Source organism: Verrucomicrobium sp. BvORR034, assembly GCF_000739635.1.
Classification (GTDB): domain Bacteria; phylum Verrucomicrobiota; class Verrucomicrobiia; order Verrucomicrobiales; family Verrucomicrobiaceae; genus Verrucomicrobium.
The window spans coordinates 13,152-28,601 of sequence record NZ_BATQ01000137.1 but is presented as its reverse complement, the minus strand read 5'-3'; the positions used below and the strand labels follow the sequence as shown (position 1 = coordinate 28,601).

Genomic DNA, 15,450 nt, shown 5'->3' with positions numbered 1-15,450 from the left:
TGACTTTTCCCATGCCCCGCTCCTTCAGTTATGCCGTGTTCGTGGTGATGGCGTTGTTTTTCGCCTGTTTTTTCCTCATGCCCATCTGGAGCACGCTGGAGGTGGCGTTTCTAGGGGGGGAAGGGCAGTTTACGCTGGACTATCTGGCGGGTATCTTTCGCAATCCCATGTACCGGGAAGGGCTGGCGAATGCCTTCATCATCGGGGTGTGGACCACATTGGGTTGTTTGGTGGTCTCATTGCCGCTGGCCGTGCTTTACCACCGCTTTGAGTACCCAGGAAAGAACGTGCTGAACGGGTTGATGTTGCTGCCCATGATCCTCCCACCTTTTGTAGGAGCAGTGGGAGTGCGGGCCATGCTGGGGCAGGCAGGGGCCTTCAACAGCCTGCTCATGAAGTTGGGGCTCATGGATCCGGCGCAGCCGAAGGATTGGCTGGGGGAAGGGCAATTGGTTGGGGTCATCATCATGACGACGCTGCATCTTTTCCCCATCCTCTATCTCAATGTGACGGCGTCGCTGGCCAATCTGGACCCCGCCTTGGATGAGGCTGCGGCCAATCTGGGGTGCCCGCCCTGGCGGCGCTTCTGGCGCATCACCTTACCGCTCATCATGCCTGGGGTTTTCGCCGGAGGCACCATCGTCTTCATCTGGGCTTTCACCGAGCTGGGAGTGCCGCTGGTCTTTGATTACACCCGGGTCACCTCTGTCCAGATCTACAACTCCCTGCGGGATCTCAGTGACAACCCCCAGCCCTACGCGCTGGTGGTGGTGATGCTGCTTGCCACGGTGCTGATTTATCTTGTCAGCAAGTACCTCTTTGGGCGCAGTCATGTGCTTGGGGGCGGGCGCAATGTCGTTGCGCGGGAGCCAGTGCGGCTCGGCCCAGTATGGGCATGGGGTGTGACCGCACTTTTCGGCGGCATCATCTTCATCTCCATGGTGCCCCATATCGGCGTCATCCTGCTCTCTCTTTCCAAGGGGTGGTATCAGTCCGTGTTCCCAGAGGGGCTGACCCTGCAACACTATCGGGATGCGCTCAGCCATGAGATGACGCTCAACGCCGTCTCCAACAGCCTGAAGTACGCCTCACTGGCCACCCTGCTGGATGTCGTGTTGGGGCTGGGGATCGCCTATGTGAACGTGCGCTCCCGGCTGCCTGCCCGGCATCTGCTGGATGTGATGGCCATGCTGCCCCTGGCGGTGCCCGGCATCGTGCTTGCCTTTGGCTACCTCGCTATGGCCAGGGAAGGGGAGCCTTTTCACTGGCTCATGCTCGGGGAGGATCCGGTGTTGCTGATGGTGATTGCGTATTCCGTGCGCCGCCTGCCTTATGTGGTCCGGTCAGCCACCGCCGGGCTCCAGCAGGTGAATCCCGATCTGGAGGACGCCGCGCAAAATCTGGGGGCCCCGCCGTGGCGGGCTCTGCTCCGCGTGACCCTGCCGCTGATCACTCCGAATCTGATCGCGGGTGGGCTTCTGGCCTTCGCCTTTGCCATGCTGGAGGTGGCCGACTCGATGGTGCTTGCGCAGCAGGCCGGCCACTATCCGATTACCAAGGCCATCTACCTCCTCCTCCACTCGCTGGGGAACGGTCCGTACCTCTCGGCCGCCCTGGGCGTCTGGGCCATGATTTTCCTCGGGGTCACGCTGCTCGGGGCGGCGCTGGTGCTCGGGAAGAAGCTCGGCGCTCTTTTTAGAGTGTAGGAGTCCCGTTGGGGGCGCATGGGGTTGCAGAAGCTGAGTTTTCACAAGCCCAGTGACCGACACCGTCCAAAAATTTCTTGCAAGGTCGCAATCCTCGTGTTTCTTCCCCGCCCCTTGCGAGCCAGCCTATCCGCTGTTGGTCTTCGGGTTCCCTTTTCTTTAGATCTGGGAATAGCTCGCACCGAAGGCAACCCAGCTATTCTACTACATCATGTCCATCCGTCTTGCCCGCTTCGAGATGCCGAACCGCCTTGTGAAAAACGAGGCGACCGCCACCGATTATTACGCCCAGTTCGTCGCTGAACCCTTCGACCGTGGTTATGGCCACACGATCGGCAACAGCCTGCGCCGCGTGCTGCTTTCCTCCCTGGAAGGCGCTTCCATCACCAGCGTGCGTATCAAAGGGGCTGAACATGAGTTCACCACCCTCCCGGGCGTTCTCGAAGACGTGACCCAGATCGTTCTCAACCTGAAGAAGGTGAAGTTCCGCCACTTTGAGAACAAAGAAACCCGCCTCCTTCAGGTCTCCGTGGACAAAGAAGGCGTCGTGACCGCTGGCGACATCAAAGACGACACCAGCTACCAGGTCATCAACAAGGACCAGGTCATTTGCACCCTTGACCGCAAGGGCAAATTTGAAGCCGAACTCGAAGTCAAAGTCGGCCGTGGTTTCGCCACCAACGAAGACAACAAGCGTCCGGACATGCCCATTGGCGTGATCCCGATCGACTCCATCTTCTCCCCGGTGACCCGCGTGAAGTACGGCGTGGAAGCCACTCGTGTGGGCCAGAACACCGACTACGACAAGCTTCTGATCGACGTCTGGACCGACGGCCGCATCACCCCGCAGGACGCTCTCCTTCAGTCCTCGGCCATCCTTCGCAAGCATCTCGACGTGTTCGTCAACTACGACGACAACCAGGTCGAGTTCGAAGTGGCTCCGGAAGCCCAGAGCGAGGAAAACCTTGAGCTGCGCAAGCTGCTCAACATGTCCGTCAACGAGATCGAGCTCTCCGTCCGCGCTGCGAACTGCCTCAACAACGCGAATATCACCAGCGTGGGCCAGCTCGCCATGAAGAGCGAAGCCGAGATGCTCCGCTACCGCAACTTCGGCAAGAAGTCCCTCACCGAGATCAAGGAAAAGCTCTCCGAGCTGGGCCTTACTCTTGGCATGAAGCTTGACCCCTCGCTGCTTGAGCCGCTGCCTGGTGGCGTCTCCATGCTGCGTGCCGGTGGCTTCCGTCGCGATGACGATGATGAGGCTGATGCCGACAGCTTCTCCCGCTTGATCAGCGCCAACCTGGGCGATGATGACGATGAAGAATAATCGCCTGCGCCCCGCCCAAGGTAAGGTTAATTGACTAACAGGAAATTGAGACAATGAGACATCAACGCAAAACCGTCAAACTGCAGCGCAAGGCCAGCCATCGCGATGCATTGCTGAAGAACCTCTGCAAGAGCCTGATCGAGCACCGCCGTATCCGCACGACCCTGGCCAAGGCCAAGGCCCTGCGCCCCGTGGTTGAGAAGCTTGTGACCCTTGGCAAGCGTGACACCGTGCACGCCCGCCGCCAGGCCTTCGCCGTGCTTCGCAGCAAGAACCTTGTCAGCAAGCTCTTCGGTGAGATCGCCGTGGCTTCCAAGGAGCGCCAGGGTGGTTACACCCGCATCACCAAGCTCGGCCAGCGCCAGAGCGACTCCGCTCCGATGGCTTTCATCGAGTGGGTTGATGCCTTCGCCTCCGCTGCTGCTGCTTCTTCCGTCAAGGAAGTGGAAGCCGAAGTGGTCGGCAAAGAATAAGGTCGTCCAGCACGATTGATCCAATTTCAGGAACGCGGTGGTCGCTAGGCCTCCGCGTTCCTTTGTCTGTTTATTGGGGGGAGTTTAAGCGGCTCTTCGGTGATGCTCAGCTATAGCCCCTGACCGACGCGCCAGCGTCTTGGAGTACGGTGGCGCGACGCCGCTTTCTGACCGCGTGGGGGATGGCCAAGTCATTCCAGCGAAGCCAATCGCCGGCTCGTTACTCCCGGCGGGCGTCTGCCGTGGTCCTGCCAATTCCTGTTTGGCAGTGAGCCGTGGCCACATCCTGCGTGACATTCACCTCGATACACGCAATCCTCTCGAAAAATGTCCCCCATGCATTCTTCCAGCCCCATCCCAATCGACCCGAAGGACGCTGAGCATCTCAAGCTCCTCTCAATCTTCCACTACGTCTCGGCTGGCCTGTCCCTGGCGGGTTTGGGGTTCATGTTCCTGCACTTCCTCTTCTTCAAATCCATAATGTCCGACCCCGGCATGTGGAGCGGAGCCAAGGGAGGTGCGCCGCCTCAGGCGTTTTTCACATTCATGAAGTTCACCTACGGTTTCATGGGAATCTTCTTCGTTGGCTATGCCGTTGCCAACTTCCTCTCCGCCAAATACTTGGTGCAGCGCCGCCGGCGAATGTTCTCCTATGTCGTGGCCGCTCTGAACTGCTTGCATGTCCCGATTGGAACCACTTTGGGGGTGTTTACCATCATCGTTCTCTCTCGGGACTCAGTTCTGAGGGCGTATGGTGACGACTGACTGTCGTGAATCTCGACTGGCAGCGAAGAAAGCTCCTCAAATCGGGCGTTACACTCCCTGCTCCTGAACCTGATGGTCAGGCTCGTTCTTATGAGTGCGTTCCCGTTTCCGTTCCCATTCTTGATTTTGTTGGCGATTGCTGCTGGCAGTGCCAGTGCGGCAGAGCGTGGTCCCTCTGTTCCGCCCACCGGTCAGGAGCGTGCTGATGACCGTGGTTGGCAAAAACACGGCCTGATGTTCAAAATGGAGCCGGGTGTGTTGGTACAGAATTTCACCAGCCCCGCTGAACCCTTGGAAGGCGATCGCTGGCGAATCTGGTGCAGCCTTTCAGGGCCCGCTCGGGAGAAAAACCTCGCGTTCGCCGAGGGTAAACCCGGTGGAGAGTGGAAAATCACGGAGGCGGTGTTGTCTCCCGGTGAGCCGGATGCTTCGGCACCGTTTGCCATCGGCGGTCTGCCGGACGGGTGGCATCCGGTGCAAGGGGTGCGTGTCGAGCTTCCAAAGGGTGGCCAGAGACTGTACTTCTGGGCTCATGGCCCCGGTGTGGTGAGGTATGTGGCGGCAGATCGCATGGGCGCTCAAGGGGATCGCTACCAGGTGGTGAATGCCGCCTCGCCCTGTCTCTATCATCCTGCCGACCGGGCGGTGGGCGGCGCGGCGGCAGTGGAGGCGAACCTGCCTAAGTGGGCCAAGAAGGTAGCAGCCCCGGCGGAGGGGGAAGGGCTCGCGCCAGCGAGGCTGATCTCCAACGACGCGACCAATGTGTACTCCCTGCCAGATGGCACCTTTGAGATGTACACGGTCGGCCTCGTCCAAGTGCCCAAAGAAGATCCCCGGTACCAGCCGCAGGACAACGTCCCCGGCCTGTTGCGTGTGATTGACCGGTTTACCAGCACCGATGGTCTCCAGTGGGGCAATCGGACGCGGGTCATCGAGCGCGATGAAAAAGACCCCGTTGATCAGCAGTTCTATTTCCTCTCCGTGACCCACGCCGACAAGGGGAGGGTGGGGCTGCTGGGACACTATCGGCTGGGAGCGCAGACGATTGATCTGGAGCGTTGCTATTCTGCAGATGGCATCAAATGGGACCGGCCAGCGCGCGAGCCATGGATTTCACGGGGAGGAGAGGGAGCGTTGGATGGCTATCTCCTGCATGCACCTCATGCGATGGTGAAGCACGAGGGGAAGTGGTGGCTTTTCTACACCGGGGGAAACTTCACCCACAATCACAAGCAGGCCTACGGACCTGAGCATCGGGGCATCTTTCTCGCTACCCGGGAGAGTGTGGAGTAGGTAGAGTCGATTTGTCACGGGGGCGCTTCAGGAGCGGGGGCCACTTTGCCCCGATCAAACCAAATCACTCCCTGAACGGTTCCATCCGGGTTAAAATCCTTCATGACCCCGTGACGTGCATGGTTCTTGTAGTGCATCGTTCTCGTCACCTTGCCATGTAGGTCGAGCATCATGTAGTCCCAATTGCCGTCACCAAGGTAGGCGAGGTTTTCGATGTACCGCGGATCGATGGCCCGGCTGTACTCTCCTTTCACCAAGGAACCGGATAGCAACCTTGCCTCGCTGGTTCCCAGGTTGGCAATGCGGGCGATTTCCTTTCGATCTTTGAAGTAAACCGTCAGCGGAAAACTGGGCGAGGGGACCGCAGACCAGACGAGGCCGTCTTGCCGGGGCTGATACAGAGAGAGATCGCTTCCTTGAACTTCAACGGCGATCACCGTTCGGGCGGGATCCTCGGGCTGGAAGAAAAAGCCGACATCGTCATACCATGCGACGCTCACAGCTGTTGTGTCGGAGCGGTCCTTGGCCGTCAGCTGGATTGCCGAGATGTCTTTGGCGGAGAGGACGAGGCAGGGGCTCCGTGGCGCTGGGTGATGGCCGCAAGATGCGGGCCGCGCAACGCTGGCCGGTCCGGCAGGGGGTGTCCCGATGGGCCGTGTATTTTCTCCTCACGAATGGAGGCAATCATCGCCCCCACCTTCTCTCGGCCGAAAGCGGCTGGGAAAAGGTGGTGATCCAGCAGGATCCGGCCTCCGCGGGATTTCAGGACGGCCACGCTTTCCTCTGGAGTGCCGGGCAGCAACTGGAGCTCCTTTTCGAAGGTCTCCCAATGCCAGTATTCGGCGAAATGGCTTCTTTTCTCCGGGGTAAAAGTTACCCGCGCTTTCAGGGTGAATGGATCGGGAGAGGGCAGGGGATTGATCAAGCCGAGGAGGTATTCTTGATCGGGCTGCAGGCTTCGGGCGGCAAACGACTGGAAGCGGACGATGCTCCCAGAGGCGGTGGGAAGGTTTCCATAGGCGCGATCCGCCTCCAGCCAGCTGATCGAATCAATTTTGGCCCCGTTTTTGGTGCCAAAATAGAACGGACGCCAATCCCTAGGGGCGGTGAAGGCCCAGGCGAAATCCTGGAGAGGGGCCTTGGGGGTCCGGATCCGGACTGCTACTGCCGCGCCTCGATTGGGGGCGGGGACCAGAATTTGCCCGAGATTGACTTCGACTGGCTCAGGCGTGCCGCTCTTCTCGCCGAGAGTGACGAAGGGGAAGTGATCCGCCTGGGCGTGAAGAAGGAGTTCGGGATGTGCAGGGACCGCAGTGGCAGAGGGGGGCGGGTCTGCTGCCCGGAGGACCGAGGTGGCGGCAAGCAGACTGCTCAGCAGAAAAACTGATGAGCCATGGATTTTCTTGCCCATAAGTGAGACGCACAAGACCTTGAAACTACCTGAATTCACTGGTCAGGAGAAGGAACTTTTGAGCTGATTCTCCATCCGGCATAAAAGCTGCGCCAGTCCCACACCACAAGGGGTGTACAGGGACATCAGGGGTTGCCAAAAAGTTCAAAATTCTTCATTTCCATTCTTGCAAACAACTGCCAGCATCCTACAGTGAATCCCCTTGTGAAATTTTTCACAAGCGCAGACTCTGAACCTTATGGGCAATTTTTTTCCTCGCTGGACCAACTGGGTGCCGTTGAAGATTGCGGTGTGCCTTGGATTTGTACTGGTGGGCGTGACCGTGGGTGCCTCCTACTATTTCACCCCCAAGTACACCCGGGTGGGCTATGAGCCGACGCAACCGGTGGCATTCTCTCACAAACAACACGTGGGGGAGCTCGGCCTCGACTGTCGCTACTGTCACTCCTATGTGGAGCAGTCCAGCCACTCGAACGTGCCGACCAACCAGACCTGTTACAACTGTCACGGTCCAGACAAGGGTCAGGTGAAGAAGGACAGCCCGAAGCTGGCCCAGGTTCGTGAAGCCAACATCACCGGCAAGCCCATTGAGTGGGTGAAGGTGCACAAGGCCCCCGACTACGTTTACTTCAACCACAGCGTGCACGTGAACCGCGGCGTTTCCTGCGTCAGCTGCCATGGCAAGATCAACGAGATGGAAGTGGTGAAGCACGCTGAACCCCAGAGCATGGGCTGGTGCCTCGACTGCCACCGCCAGCCGGAGAAGAACCTCCGCCCGCTCGACCAGATCACCAATCTGAACTACAAGCCCGAACAGCTGAACCGTGATGCCTTCTATCAAGGCCTGGCTGACAAGGGTGCCAAGTTCGAAGACCTCGCCAAGACGGTCCTCAACGGCAAAGCGGTGGAGAAGCTTCCCACCGACCTGAACGCTCTTGTGGCCCTCGCCACGGATACCTACGGCCCAACGGTCACGCAGCAGGAGGTCGGCAGCCAGCTCAAGCACAACTGGCGCATCCATGCTCCCGAGGATTGCACCACCTGTCACCGCTAACCTTTCGCGCCAAGTCCACGCATGAAACGCATCTGGCAACATCCTGAAGTCAAGTCTGAGCGTCGCTACTGGCGCAGTCTTGGTGAGTACTCCAACACACCGGAGTTCACCGAGAAAGTGGGCCGTGAGTTCGACCCCTCCATCGGCCTGGAATCGGCTGAAGAGCGCGAAAACTCGCGCCGTGACTTCATGAAGATCATGGGCGGCATCGCCGCCGTGGCCGGTCTGGCAAGCTGCCGCCGTCCCCAGCAGAAGATCCTTCCTTTCACCAAGCACGTCGAATGGATCGTGCCGGGCAAGTCGCTTCTCTACGCGACCGTGATGCCCCGTCCGTATGGTTCGACCCCGATGGTGGCTGTGACCCATGAAGGTCGCCCGACCCACCTTCAAGGCAACCCGCTTCACCCGACCAATGGTGGTCTGGATATCTTTGCCCAGGCTTCCGTGCTGGACCTCTACAGTGAGGCCCGCGTCAAGAAAGTCGTCGGCAAGGGTGCTCCTACCTCTTGGAGCAAGTTTGAGCGCGAATTGCGCGGTTGGTGGGAACACAGCTGGTCTAAGAACGGTGGCGAAGGTCTCGCCCTTCTTCTGAGCCCCAGTACTTCGCCCACCCGTGCTGGACTCTTGACGGAGTTCGCCAAGACCTATCCGAAAGCTGCCGTCTACAGCTACGCACCGGTAAGCCGGGCCAATGAGCTCAATGCCGTGAAGGCGCTCTTCGGTGAAGGTGTGTCCCTCCTTCCGAACTACGACAAGGCCAAGGTCGTTTTCTCTCTGGATGCCGACTTCCTCGGCGTGGACTCCACCACCGAGTTCCACACCAAGTCATTCATGAAGAACCGTGGTCCTGAGAAGGGCACGGATGGCATGAGCCGGCTCTACGTGTTGGAAAACCGTTACACCCTTACGGGTGGCATTTCTGACCATCGCAAGCCCATTGCAGCCAGCCTCATTCCTGCCGCAGCCGCTGTGCTCGCGCAGGAAGTGGCCAAGCTCACGAAAGACAGCGCTCTGGCTCAGGCCGCCGCGCCGCTTGCGCAGGGGCTCAGTGATAATCTCCGCCAGTGGATCGCCGTTGCCGCCGCTGACCTCTTTGAAGACAAAGACAAGGATGGCAAAGTGCTTGGCAGCAACCTCGGCAAATCCATTGTGGTTGCAGGTTCCGGTCAGAGCGAAGCGGTGCACGCCCTTGTGCTCGCCATCAACGACTCTCTCAAGGCATTTGGTGCGGTGATTGACACCGTGACCGTCCCGGTGAGCAAGTCCGGCCGCATCGAGCAACTCACTGCCGACCTCACGGCCAAGAAGGTGAAGCAGCTCTTCATTCTTGCTGACACCGACCCGGTCTATGACGCCGTCGGTTTCGCTGACGCCGCCAAGGCCAGCGAGGCGAAAATCGTGACGTTGGCTCTCCGGGCCAACCAAACGGCGAAACACTCCCATTGGATTCTCCCTGCCGCCCACTATTTGGAAGCATGGGATGACGTCCGCTCCGCCGAAGGCGTGTACTCCGTGGTGCAGCCGATGATTCAGCCGCTCTTTGACGGTGCTTCCGTCAACGACATGCTGCTGGCTCTCCTTGGCCGCAAACACCCCGGCCCGGCTCGTGCCAAAGCGGTGGAGCCCTCCAAGGATCCCGCCGCTCCGGTACCCGCCCCAGTGTTCGAAGTGGACCCCGCCTATGTGGCCGTGAAGGACAGCTTCACGAAGACCGCGGGAGCCTGGGATGAGGAGAAGTGGAATCACGTGTTGCGTGATGGATTCCTTCCCAAGACCTATTATCCAAAGGCTTCAGTTTCCCTGAACCGCGGTGCAGTCGCTGGCTTGGTGGCCAAGGCTCCCAAGCTCTCCGCCCCGACAGAGCAGGCCCTGGAAATCGTGCTGGCACCTGATGCCAGCGTGTTCGACGGCCGCTACATCGACAACCCTTGGTTGCAGGAAGCTCCAGACCCAATAACGAAGCTGACCTGGGATAACGCCGCCTGGCTGAGCCCGCGCACTTTCAAGCGCCTTGGTCTTAAGACCGACGGTGACTTCATCGAAGTCAAAGTAGGGGACAAGACCCTCAAGATCGCCGCGATCGCCTGCCCAGGCCATGCGCATGATTCTGTGACCATCCCTCTCGGCTACGGCCAGAAGGTGACCACGTATGTGGGCAAGGGGACCGGGTTCAACGCCTACCCATTGCGCTCTGCCGTCACTGATTACATCATCAGCGGTGCGACGGTGGCCAAGGTCGAGGGGAATTACGAGCTCGCCATCACGCAGGAGACTTACACGATGGAAGCCCGCTCGCAGGTGCGCGAAGCGACGCTCGAGACGTTCAAAAACGACGAGCATTTCGCCTCCCACCAGGGCATGGACTCCCACATCCCGCCGGAGATGAGCATCTACAAGGGGCGCATCGGCGTGAAGTCCGAGGAGAACCCCAACGGCTTCGACTACGAAAACCTCCCGCAGTGGGGGATGGTGATTGACCTTTCCAAGTGCCTCGGTTGTTCCGCGTGTATCGTGGCCTGCCAGAGCGAAAACAACATCGCTGTTGTGGGCAAGGACCAGGTCCGCAAGGGTCGTGTCATGCAGTGGATCCGTATGGACCGCTACTTCGCCACGCCGGACAACGTGGACTCCGATCCAACATTGGAAGATCTGGACAACCCGGAAATGGTGAGCCAGCCGGTGTCCTGCCAGCAGTGTGAATCGGCTCCGTGCGAAGCGGTCTGCCCTGTGAACGCGACCGTGCACACGGAAGACGGCTTGAACGCCATGGCGTACAACCGCTGCATCGGCACCCGTTACTGTGCCAACAACTGCCCGTACACCGCCCGTCGCTTCAACTACTTCGATTACAACAAGCGCAACCCGCTGATCGAAACCAAGGTGCTGGGTCTGAAGACGAACAACGTCTATGCCGGCCCGCTCGGAGAGAAGAAGCCCCAGGAAATGGAGCAGCTTCAGAAGAATCCGAACGTCACCGTCCGCATGCGTGGTGTGATCGAGAAGTGCACGTATTGCGTGCAGCGTCTCGAAGAGGCCAAGATCAATCAGCGCCGTATTGCCCGTGACGACTCCAGCAAGCTGCTGGTGAAGAGCGAGAGCCTCAAGGTGGCCTGCCAGGCATCCTGTGCCGCCGACGCCATCGTCTTCGGCAACCTGGCTGAGAAAGACGGCCCCGTGGCGAAGATGAAAGAACACCCGCGCAACTACCAGGTGCTCAAGTACCTCGGCACCCGCCCGCGCACCAGCTATCTGGCCAGGATTCGCAATGTGAATCCCATGATGGCGAAATTGGAGCTCGAAAAAGACCGCACGGTGCCAACGGGTACCTCCAGCAGCATGGAACGCTCATTCTAATTTGTCATGGCCCAGCAAACGGCGACCGCCTCCCACTCATCCTCAAGCCAGCCGCGCATCCTTGATCGCGAACCGCTGGTCCTGAACAACCGCAGCTACAGCTGGATCACGAACCGCATTTGCGGCATCGTGGAAAACCGGCAGCCCAAGCTGTGGTGGATCCTCTTCATCCCGTCAGTGATCCTGACGGGCATCATGGCCTTCTGTTTTGTGTACCTCATCTCCACCGGGGTGGGTGTCTGGGGCCAGAAGCAGCCAGTTGCCTGGGCATGGGACATCACGAACTTCGTGTTCTGGATCGGTATCGGTCACGCCGGTACCCTCATCTCAGCCATTCTCTTCCTCACCCGACAGAAATGGCGTACGGCGGTGAACCGGGCGTCTGAGGCCATGACCCTCTTCGCGGTGATGTGCGCCGGTCTCTTCCCGGCCTTCCACGTCGGTCGTGTCTGGATGGTGTGGTTCCTCGCACCGGTGCCGAACGCGAACGCGATCTGGCAGAACTTCAAGTCGCCCCTGCTTTGGGACGTGTTCGCGGTGTCCACCTACTTCACGGTGTCCGTGATGTTCTGGTTCATCGGTCTTGTGCCTGACCTCGCGACCCTTCGCGACCGTTGCAAGCCCGGTCTTCGCCGCACTCTTTACGGGATCTTCGCCCTCGGCTGGCGCGGCGGCAACCGCCAGTGGAACCACTATGAAATGGCCTACCTCCTCCTGGCGGCTCTTTCGACTCCGCTGGTGCTCTCCGTGCACTCCGTTGTGTCGTTCGACTTCGCCACTTCGGTGGTTCCCGGCTGGCACACCACCATCTTCCCGCCCTACTTCGTCGCGGGTGCTATCTTCGGCGGCTTCGCCATGGTGCTTACCCTCATGATCCCCGCCCGGCGGATCTACGGTCTCTATGACCTGATCACGGAGAAGCACATCGATAACATGGCCAAGATCATCCTGCTGACCGGCACCATCGTCGGTTACGGCTACAGCATGGAGTTCTTCATGGCCTACTACTCAGGCAACCAGTACGAACTTCAAACCTTCCAGCTGCGTGGTCTCTACGGTCCCTCCGTCTGGTACTACTACTGCATGTTCGGCTTCAACGTCTTCGTGCCGCAGCTGTTCTGGTTCAAGTGGTGCCGGAAGAACCTGTTTGTCGTCCTCTTCGTCTGCATGTGCGTGAACGCAGGCATGTGGTATGAGCGCTACGTCATCATCGTGACGACGCTGGAGCGCCACTTCATGCCGGGCTCCTGGCGTGTGTTCGATGCCACCTGGGTGGACAACTGGACCTTCATTGGCACGTTCGGCTTCTTCATGATGAACTTCCTGCTCTTCCTGCGCTTCCTGCCGGTGATCGCCGTGGCAGAAGTGAAGGCGGTGCTCCCTGAGGCCAACCCCCATCATGATGACCATCACGAGAAGGGTGTTCACGAACTGGAGATCGAGTACGGAAAGGTCAAGGTCTCCTAACCCCTCGCTGGAGGATTTTTCACATGGCACGAACCACTCTCAAACGAGTCCACGGCTACCTGGCTGAATTTGACAGCGCCAGCGACGTTTATCACGCATCCGAGCAGATCCGCGACGCTGGCTTCCAGCGCTGGGATGTCCATTCGCCTTTCCCAATCCACGGATTGAACGAGGCAATGGGGCTGAAGCGTTCGATTCTTCCCTGGTTTGTCTTTTTTGGCGGCGCAGCGGGTATCACCACGGCATTCTGTCTGGCGTACATCACCCAGGTCGGCATCTACCCTACGGTGGTGCAGTCCAAGCCGGCGAACATCTTCACGACGGCGGCCTTCTTCCCGATCATGTTCGAGCTGACGATTCTGTTCTCGGCATTCACGACGGTGTTTGGTTGCTTCGCCCTCATGGGCCTGCCACGTCTGAACCACCCGCTCTTTGCAGCCAAGACCTTCAAGAAGTTCTCTGACGACGGGTTCTTCATCTGCATCGAGGCCCGCGATCCGAAGTTCCACCAGGCTGAAACCAGGGCTCTTCTCGAAGGGCTCGGTGGAAAGAACATCGAACTCGTTGAGGACGAACTGTAAGCATCACGACTGTCCATGAAATACTTCTTTCTCAGTTACTTTCTCGTCGTGGTGACGGTGGTGAGCTTTGCGGGTTTCCGCGGCCACAAGTTTGAAAAGCCTCCGATCCAGGTCTTCCCGGACATGGATGACCAGGCGAAGGTCAAGGCCCAGGTGAAGAGTCATTTCTTCGCTGATGGCGTGGGCATGCGTCACCCTGTGACGGGCACCGTGCCCATGGGTTTTGAACTGCCCAGCAAGCCGGCGAGCGAAGGCTACACGCCCCAGACGCTGGAGTTCACCCATGGATCCACGTACTACTACACCGGCAAGGTGGGTGACTACTACGGCGACGGCTTCCCAGAGGAATTGAAGGTTTCCACCGAGCTCCTCAAGCGCGGTCAGGAACGCTACAACATCCAGTGCGCCATCTGCCACGGCACCTCCGGCAACGGCAAGGGTGTGTTCACCAAGTACTCGACCGTCGTTCCTGCCGACCTGACCGGCCCTGGCTTTGATGATGCCTCGAACCCGGCCTACCGTCCCGACGGCAAGATCTACGACACCATCACGAATGGCTGGAACCAGATGGGCGGCTACGGCGCCAACATCAACGTGCAGGACCGCTGGGCGATTGTCGCCTACGTTCGCGCCCTCCAGCATGCGGCAAAAAATCCGGCCAAGTAATTTCCTTTCAAGCAAAGCATGAGCGCCCATCCCATCACTCTTGACGACCTGCCGCGCGACGGAGAACGGCTAGACCTCACGAAGGTCAGCAAGCTGAACGGCTTGTTCCTCGTGGTCGGCGGCCTTGGCCTGGTGGCCTCGCTGGCCTACCTCTTCGGCTTCCTTGGCAAGGACAAGCAGGCGGAATTCGCCTACAGCTGGCTCTTTGCCTTCTTCTTCTTCTTCACGATCACCTGCGGCGGCATCTTCTGGACCATGCTTCAGCATGCTTCCAACTCCGGCTGGAGTGTGGTGGTGCGCCGGTTGTTTGAGAACCTGGGTTCCAGCATTGGCTGGATGGCAGTGTTCGTGCTTCCCTTCGTGTTCATCCCCGCGGTTCAGGACGCCCTTTGGGAGTGGATTCCGATTCACCGCGAGGCTGCCCACCATGCCCACCAGGAGCACATCAGCACCTATGAAGCTCTCCACCACATGGCGGAGAAGGATCACTCCAAGCACATCCTGACTTCCAAGTACGGCTACCTGAACATGAGCTTCTGGTACGTCCGAGTGGTGGTGTACTTCGCCATTCTTGGAGCCCTCGCATACTTCCTGCGCAAATGGTCCATCCAACAGGACAAGGACGGCAGCTTCAAACACACCTTCCGTTCCCGTGCCTTCTGCTGCATCTTGCTGTTCCCGTTCGCCCTTGCCGTGACCTTCTCGGCAGTGGATTGGGTGATGGCGATGGACTACACCTGGTTCTCCACGATGTGGGGTGTTTACATCTTTGCCGGTGGCGCCTGGGGTGCCATGGCAGTCTCGATTCTTGCGCTGACGTATGTCCGCAGCAACGGCTACCTGCACAAGGTGACCAGTGGCGAACACTACCACCTCATGGGCAAGCTGCTCTTCGCGTTCACGGTGTTCTGGGCTTACATCGCCTTCAGCCAGTTCTTCCTGATCTGGTACGCAAACATCACGGAAGAAACCCGCTTCTACATCCTTCGTAACACCGGTGGTTGGTGGTACCTCAGCCACGTGCTGGTCTGGCTTCACTTCGCCGTGTCCTTCGTGCTGCTGCTTTCCGCTGGCCGCAAGAAGCGGACTGCGGTCATGAATGCCCTTTGCTTCTGGGTGTTGCTCATGCACGTGGTGGATTGGTACTGGCTCATCATTCCTGAGCGTGGGCCTTCCCTTTCCAAGGGCACGGTCTTCTGGATCGACGGAGCCTGGGTGGGGGATGTGATCGCCCTGCTCACGATGGGTGGCCTTGTCGGCTGGGCCTACCTGCGCCGTCTCTCCAAAGCCAGCTTGTATCCCTGCCGTGACCCCCGTTTGCTGGAGTCCGTCACCGCCACCAACTAAGAGTTT

Annotated in this window: 13 protein-coding genes; 11 read left to right on the top strand and 2 right to left on the bottom strand. The window is 59.2% G+C overall.

The genetic code is table 11. The features are described from left to right. The first annotated feature begins 11 nt into the window (after positions 1-11). The 5 genes from BV034_RS23495 to BV034_RS23475 all read left to right on the top strand — a co-directional run bounded on the left by BV034_RS23495 (position 12) and on the right by BV034_RS23475 (position 5,564). On the top strand, positions 12-1,706 hold the full coding sequence (locus tag BV034_RS23495) for an iron ABC transporter permease (RefSeq protein WP_265593375.1): 1,695 nt from the start codon (positions 12-14) through the stop codon (positions 1,704-1,706). Between the two features lie 211 nt (positions 1,707-1,917). Continuing rightward, on the top strand, positions 1,918-3,033 hold the full coding sequence (locus BV034_RS23490; protein WP_009960622.1) for a DNA-directed RNA polymerase subunit alpha: 1,116 nt from the start codon (positions 1,918-1,920) through the stop codon (positions 3,031-3,033). Positions 3,034-3,086: 53 nt separating this feature from the next. Continuing rightward, positions 3,087-3,506, top strand: a complete 420-nt coding sequence (gene rplQ / locus BV034_RS23485; protein ID WP_050029410.1) for a 50S ribosomal protein L17 — start codon at positions 3,087-3,089, stop codon at positions 3,504-3,506. A 336-nt stretch (positions 3,507-3,842) separates the two neighbouring features. Then, positions 3,843-4,271, top strand: coding sequence for a hypothetical protein (locus BV034_RS23480; protein ID WP_063768883.1), 429 nt, complete (start codon positions 3,843-3,845; stop codon positions 4,269-4,271). A gap of 90 nt (positions 4,272-4,361) precedes the next feature. Further along, positions 4,362-5,564 carry a hypothetical protein gene (locus tag BV034_RS23475; protein WP_050029408.1) on the top strand — a complete coding sequence of 401 codons (1,203 nt, stop codon included), beginning with the start codon at positions 4,362-4,364 and terminating at the stop codon, positions 5,562-5,564. Positions 5,565-5,578: 14 nt separating this feature from the next. Here the strand turns inward: BV034_RS23475 and BV034_RS23470 are convergent, their stop codons facing one another. Both BV034_RS23470 and BV034_RS23465 read right to left on the bottom strand, forming a co-directional pair. Further along, positions 5,579-6,064: a hypothetical protein gene (locus tag BV034_RS23470; RefSeq protein ID WP_050029407.1), complete on the bottom strand. Its 486-nt coding sequence runs from the start codon at positions 6,062-6,064 to the stop codon at positions 5,579-5,581. A gap of 29 nt (positions 6,065-6,093) precedes the next feature. Continuing rightward, on the bottom strand, positions 6,094-6,975 hold the full coding sequence (locus BV034_RS23465) for a hypothetical protein (RefSeq protein ID WP_050029406.1): 882 nt from the start codon (positions 6,973-6,975) through the stop codon (positions 6,094-6,096). A gap of 238 nt (positions 6,976-7,213) precedes the next feature. Here BV034_RS23465 and BV034_RS23460 point away from each other — a divergent pair, with 238 nt between their 5' ends. Genes BV034_RS23460 through BV034_RS23435 form a run of 6 tightly spaced genes read left to right on the top strand, consistent with a single transcriptional unit; the run spans position 7,214 to position 15,444 of the window. Further along, positions 7,214-8,029 carry a cytochrome c3 family protein gene (locus BV034_RS23460; RefSeq protein WP_050029405.1) on the top strand — a complete coding sequence of 272 codons (816 nt, stop codon included), beginning with the start codon at positions 7,214-7,216 and terminating at the stop codon, positions 8,027-8,029. Positions 8,030-8,050: 21 nt separating this feature from the next. Continuing rightward, positions 8,051-11,383 carry a TAT-variant-translocated molybdopterin oxidoreductase gene (locus BV034_RS23455; protein WP_050029404.1) on the top strand — a complete coding sequence of 1,111 codons (3,333 nt, stop codon included), beginning with the start codon at positions 8,051-8,053 and terminating at the stop codon, positions 11,381-11,383. A gap of 6 nt (positions 11,384-11,389) precedes the next feature. After that, the gene (gene nrfD / locus BV034_RS23450; protein WP_050029403.1) at positions 11,390-12,850 is read left to right on the top strand and encodes an NrfD/PsrC family molybdoenzyme membrane anchor subunit; all 1,461 of its coding nucleotides are present in this window, start codon (positions 11,390-11,392) and stop codon (positions 12,848-12,850) included. Between the two features lie 23 nt (positions 12,851-12,873). After that, positions 12,874-13,431: a DUF3341 domain-containing protein gene (locus BV034_RS23445; RefSeq protein WP_038166712.1), complete on the top strand. Its 558-nt coding sequence runs from the start codon at positions 12,874-12,876 to the stop codon at positions 13,429-13,431. Positions 13,432-13,446: 15 nt separating this feature from the next. Then, positions 13,447-14,097, top strand: a complete 651-nt coding sequence (locus BV034_RS23440) for a cytochrome c (protein WP_050029402.1) — start codon at positions 13,447-13,449, stop codon at positions 14,095-14,097. 18 nt (positions 14,098-14,115) lie between these two features. Next, the gene (locus BV034_RS23435; RefSeq protein WP_050029401.1) at positions 14,116-15,444 is read left to right on the top strand and encodes a hypothetical protein; all 1,329 of its coding nucleotides are present in this window, start codon (positions 14,116-14,118) and stop codon (positions 15,442-15,444) included. Positions 15,445-15,450 lie beyond the last annotated feature (6 nt).

Coding starts and splice junctions, on each gene's coding strand:
- BV034_RS23475 (WP_050029408.1), top strand. CDS start 4,362: ATGAGTGCGTTCCCGTTTCCGTTCCCATTCTTGATTTTGTTGGCGATT.
- BV034_RS23490 (WP_009960622.1), top strand. CDS start 1,918: ATGTCCATCCGTCTTGCCCGCTTCGAGATGCCGAACCGCCTTGTGAAA.
- BV034_RS23435 (WP_050029401.1), top strand. CDS start 14,116: ATGAGCGCCCATCCCATCACTCTTGACGACCTGCCGCGCGACGGAGAA.
- BV034_RS23440 (WP_050029402.1), top strand. CDS start 13,447: ATGAAATACTTCTTTCTCAGTTACTTTCTCGTCGTGGTGACGGTGGTG.
- rplQ (WP_050029410.1), top strand. CDS start 3,087: ATGAGACATCAACGCAAAACCGTCAAACTGCAGCGCAAGGCCAGCCAT.
- BV034_RS23455 (WP_050029404.1), top strand. CDS start 8,051: ATGAAACGCATCTGGCAACATCCTGAAGTCAAGTCTGAGCGTCGCTAC.
- BV034_RS23480 (WP_063768883.1), top strand. CDS start 3,843: ATGCATTCTTCCAGCCCCATCCCAATCGACCCGAAGGACGCTGAGCAT.
- BV034_RS23465 (WP_050029406.1), bottom strand. CDS start 6,975: ATGGGCAAGAAAATCCATGGCTCATCAGTTTTTCTGCTGAGCAGTCTG.
- BV034_RS23460 (WP_050029405.1), top strand. CDS start 7,214: ATGGGCAATTTTTTTCCTCGCTGGACCAACTGGGTGCCGTTGAAGATT.
- BV034_RS23495 (WP_265593375.1), top strand. CDS start 12: ATGCCCCGCTCCTTCAGTTATGCCGTGTTCGTGGTGATGGCGTTGTTT.
- nrfD (WP_050029403.1), top strand. CDS start 11,390: ATGGCCCAGCAAACGGCGACCGCCTCCCACTCATCCTCAAGCCAGCCG.
- BV034_RS23445 (WP_038166712.1), top strand. CDS start 12,874: ATGGCACGAACCACTCTCAAACGAGTCCACGGCTACCTGGCTGAATTT.